Origin of the sequence: Micromonospora sp. M51, from assembly GCF_018070305.1 — a bacterium.
Classification (GTDB): Bacteria; Actinomycetota; Actinomycetes; order Mycobacteriales; family Micromonosporaceae; genus Micromonospora; species Micromonospora parva.
In genome coordinates, this window is the sequence record NZ_JAGPXZ010000682.1 from 1 (window position 1) to 3,354 (window position 3,354).

Sequence of the window (3,354 nt, forward strand, 5' to 3'; positions counted from 1 at the left end):
GGTCAGGCGGTGGCGATCGCGATCCAGCGATCCGGGGTCGCGGCGGCCGCGCCGGAGTCTATCGACTCGGCCGCGCGGGCCAGACCGGCGCGCAGCGCCTCGGTCAGGTCGCCGTCCAGCGGGCCCTGGGTGGCCAGCGCCGCCGCCGCGTTGACCAGGACCGCGTCCCGGACCGGGCCCGTCTCACCGGCCAGCAGGCGACGGGCCACGCCGGCGTTGTACGCGGCGTCACCGCCGCGCAGGTCCGCCAGGGTGGACCGGGGTACCCCGAGGTCCGTCGCGTCCAGCACAGCCTCGCGTACGGTGCCGCCCTGGGCCGCCCAGACCCGGGTCGGCGCGGCGGTGCTGAACTCGTCCAGGCCGTCCTCGCCGCGCATCACGATCGCCGAGTCCCCACGGGCGGCGAACACGCTGGCCATCACCGGAGCCATCCGCAGGTCGAAGCAGCCGACCGCGCCGGCCCGGGGGCGGGCCGGGTTGGTCAGCGGGCCGAGGAAGTTGAAGAAGGTGGGCACGCCCACCTCGCGGCGGACCGGGCCGGCGTGGCGCATCCCGGGGTGGAACCGGGCCGCGAAGCAGAACCCGATGCCGGCCTCCTCGACACAGCGGGCGACCTGCTCCGGGCCGAGATCCAGGGGGATGCCGAGGAACTCCAGCAGGTCGGCGGTGCCGCACAGGGAGGAGGCGGCCCGGTTGCCGTGCTTGACGACACGGACGCCAGCACCGGCGACCACCAGCGCCGTCATCGTGGAGATGTTGACAGTGTGGGCGAGGTCACCGCCGGTGCCGACCACGTCGAGCGCGGTGCGGCGCAGCTCCTCGGGGAGCGTCACCGGGACGGCTCGGCCCAGCATCGCCTCCACCAGGCCGGCCAGCTCCGCGGGAGTCTCGCCCTTGGCCCGCAGCGCGACGGCGAAGGCGGCGATCTGCGCCGCGCTGGCCGAGCCGGTCATGATCTCGTCCATCGCCCAGGCGGTGTCGGCGGTGGAGAGTTCGTTGCCGCGCAGCAGCGCGTTGAGCAGGTGCGGCCAGGTCCGATCGCCCATGGCGGGCCTCCCGAGCATGCGAAGTGCGGGTGGGCTGGAACCGGCGCCGAGGAGTTCCGGCGCCGTGGGGGTGCCGGAGGAGCCTGGGACGCCAGGCGGGTGCGTGCCTCCGCAGCAGCTCGGCCACCGAGCCCCCGCTGGGCACCGGGACGAGCGGGTGCACCAGCACCGCGTCGGCCTCGGCGTACGCGGCGAGCCATCGGTCGGCGGCGCGCGCGATCACCAGGCAGGTCGGGGGAGCGTCGTCCCGGTCGTCCTTGACCTGTCGGGCGATGCCGATGCCGCCGCCCGGGCTCGCCTCACCATCGAGCAGCAGCAGGTCGATCTCGTAGTCGTCGACCAGCCGGATGGTCTCCGCGTAGGTCGACGCGTCGACGAACTCGATCTGCAGACCGGGCGCGGGTCGGGTGCCGACGGCCATCCGCATGCGGTCGCGGACCTGCGGGTCGTCGCTGTAGAGCAAGACGGTGCAAAGACGATCGCTCATGTCGGCACTCCCACCTCGTAGCTGCCCGGAGATCGTACCGGGCGGCGTGATGTAGCCGACATCCCGCCCGGCGGCACCCGTCGGGGCGTACGTCCGGGCAGCTCAGGCGGGCGCGGCGTCGGCGGCGCGGTCGCGGGCCTCGTCGCGGGCCTCCTGGCGGTCCAGTTCGCGGTCCACCCGGCGTGCCTCCCGCTCGGACTGCTTGACCCACTGCACCACCAGCACGGCGAGCATGGTCACACTGACGAACTCGCCACCGGCCCAGAGGATGCCGCCGGCGACCACCTGGTCCTGCCAGGGGTCGACCCAGCCCAGGTTGAGCGACGGGTACCAGTCGCCCCCGAAGAGCGTGCTGCTCTGCATGATGGTGAGGCCGAGCACGGTGTGGAACGGCACGGAAAGCAGCATCAGCAGGGCGCGCGCCGGGTACGGCCAGCGGCCGGGCAGCGGGTCGAGGCCGAGCAGCGGCCAGAAGAACACGCAGCCGGTCATGATGAAGTGCGCGTGCACCAGCTCGTGCGCCCAGGCGTGTTCCAGGGTGTAGCGGTACAGATCACTGAAGTAGAGCACGAACGGGTTGACCACGAAGATGGCGAACGCCACCAGCGGGAAGCTGTAGACCCGGGCCACCCGGCTGTGCACGATCGCGAGCAGGCGCTTGCGCGGCCCGACCGGCAGGGTCCGCAGGGCCAGGGTCATCGGCGCGCCCAGCGCCAGGAAGATCGGCGCCACCATGGACAGCACCATGTGCTGGATCATGTGCACGGACAGCAGCGCGGTGTCGTACGCGTGCAGCCCGCTGACCGTGACGAGCGCGATGCCGCCCAGCCCGGGGCCGAGGAAGAACACGGTTCGGATGACGGGCCAGCGGTCGCCGCGCAGGCGCAGCCGGTACACCCCGTAGAGGTACAGGCCGGCGGCGAGCACCAGGCCGAGGGCCAGCCAGCTGTCCAGGCGGGTCTCGCTCAGCACCGCGCCGACGGTGAACGGCGGCGGGGCCGAGGTGGCGGCGAAGATCGGATCGACGTGCAGCACGCTTTTCAGGCTAGGCCAGGCGAACCGGACCCCGACGCTGGGGCCACGGAAGGCGCAGGTTTGCCACCCCGCTGATCGCCGGCCCCGGTCAGGGGCAATAATGACGGCGTGACTGCGGCCCCAGCCATTGACAAGAGCCGGATCCACTCTCTGACCCGACCGAACATGGTCAGCGTCGGGACGATCGTGTGGCTCTCCAGTGAACTCATGTTCTTCGCGGCGCTGTTCGCGATGTACTTCTCGATCCGCGCGGCTGCGCCGGAGCAGTGGGAGAAGCACACCGAGGCGCTGAACATCCCGTACGCGACCACCTTCACGGTGATCCTGGTGCTGTCCTCGGTGACGTGCCAGCTCGGCGTCTTCGCGGCGGAGAAGGGTGACGTGCACGCGCTGCGGCGCTGGTTCACCGTCACCTTCGTGATGGGCCTGATCTTCGTCCTCGGCCAGCTGAACGAGTACCGGCACCTGGTCGCCGACGGCATCAAGATCAACGAAGACGGGTACGGATCGGTGTTCTACCTGACCACCGGCTTCCACGGCCTGCACGTGACCGGTGGTCTGATCGCCTTCGTCATCTTCATGGTCCGTACGACCATGGGCCGGTTCACCCCGGCGCAGGCGACGTCGGCGATCGTCGTGTCGTACTACTGGCACTTCGTCGACGTCGTGTGGATCGGGCTGTACGCCATGATCTACTGGCTCCAGTGATCTTGCGCGTCACATTCCGCGCTGCTGCTCCGTCCCCTGAGACAGGTCCAACCGGTTAAGGACACCGCTCATGACTTC

At 71.0% G+C, this 3,354-nt stretch carries 3 protein-coding genes and 1 pseudogene; 1 reads left to right on the forward strand and 3 read right to left on the reverse strand.

The window, feature by feature from the left end; all coding sequences use genetic code 11:
- Positions 1–2: 2 nt before the first annotated feature.
- From trpD to KBX53_RS26985, 3 genes and pseudogenes are all read right to left on the reverse strand, one after another.
- The gene (trpD, locus tag KBX53_RS26975; RefSeq protein ID WP_210862342.1) at positions 3–1,046 is read right to left on the reverse strand and encodes an anthranilate phosphoribosyltransferase; all 1,044 of its coding nucleotides are present in this window, start codon (positions 1,044–1,046) and stop codon (positions 3–5) included.
- A 97-nt stretch (positions 1,047–1,143) separates the two neighbouring features.
- A pseudogene (locus KBX53_RS26980) lies at positions 1,144–1,533 on the reverse strand (hypothetical protein); the annotation flags it as partial.
- A gap of 102 nt (positions 1,534–1,635) precedes the next feature.
- Positions 1,636–2,577 carry a cytochrome c oxidase assembly protein gene (locus KBX53_RS26985; protein WP_030337744.1) on the reverse strand — a complete coding sequence of 314 codons (942 nt, stop codon included), beginning with the start codon at positions 2,575–2,577 and terminating at the stop codon, positions 1,636–1,638.
- Between the two features lie 99 nt (positions 2,578–2,676).
- Between KBX53_RS26985 and KBX53_RS26990 the strand changes: the two genes are divergently transcribed.
- Complete coding sequence (locus tag KBX53_RS26990) at positions 2,677–3,276, forward strand: heme-copper oxidase subunit III (protein ID WP_030337743.1); 600 nt, start codon at positions 2,677–2,679, stop codon at positions 3,274–3,276.
- Positions 3,277–3,354 lie beyond the last annotated feature (78 nt).

Bases quoted from the DNA above. Each gene is read 5' to 3' on its own strand.
- trpD (WP_210862342.1), bottom strand. From the start codon at position 1,046: ATGGGCGATCGGACCTGGCCGCACCTGCTCAACGCGCTGCTGCGCGGC.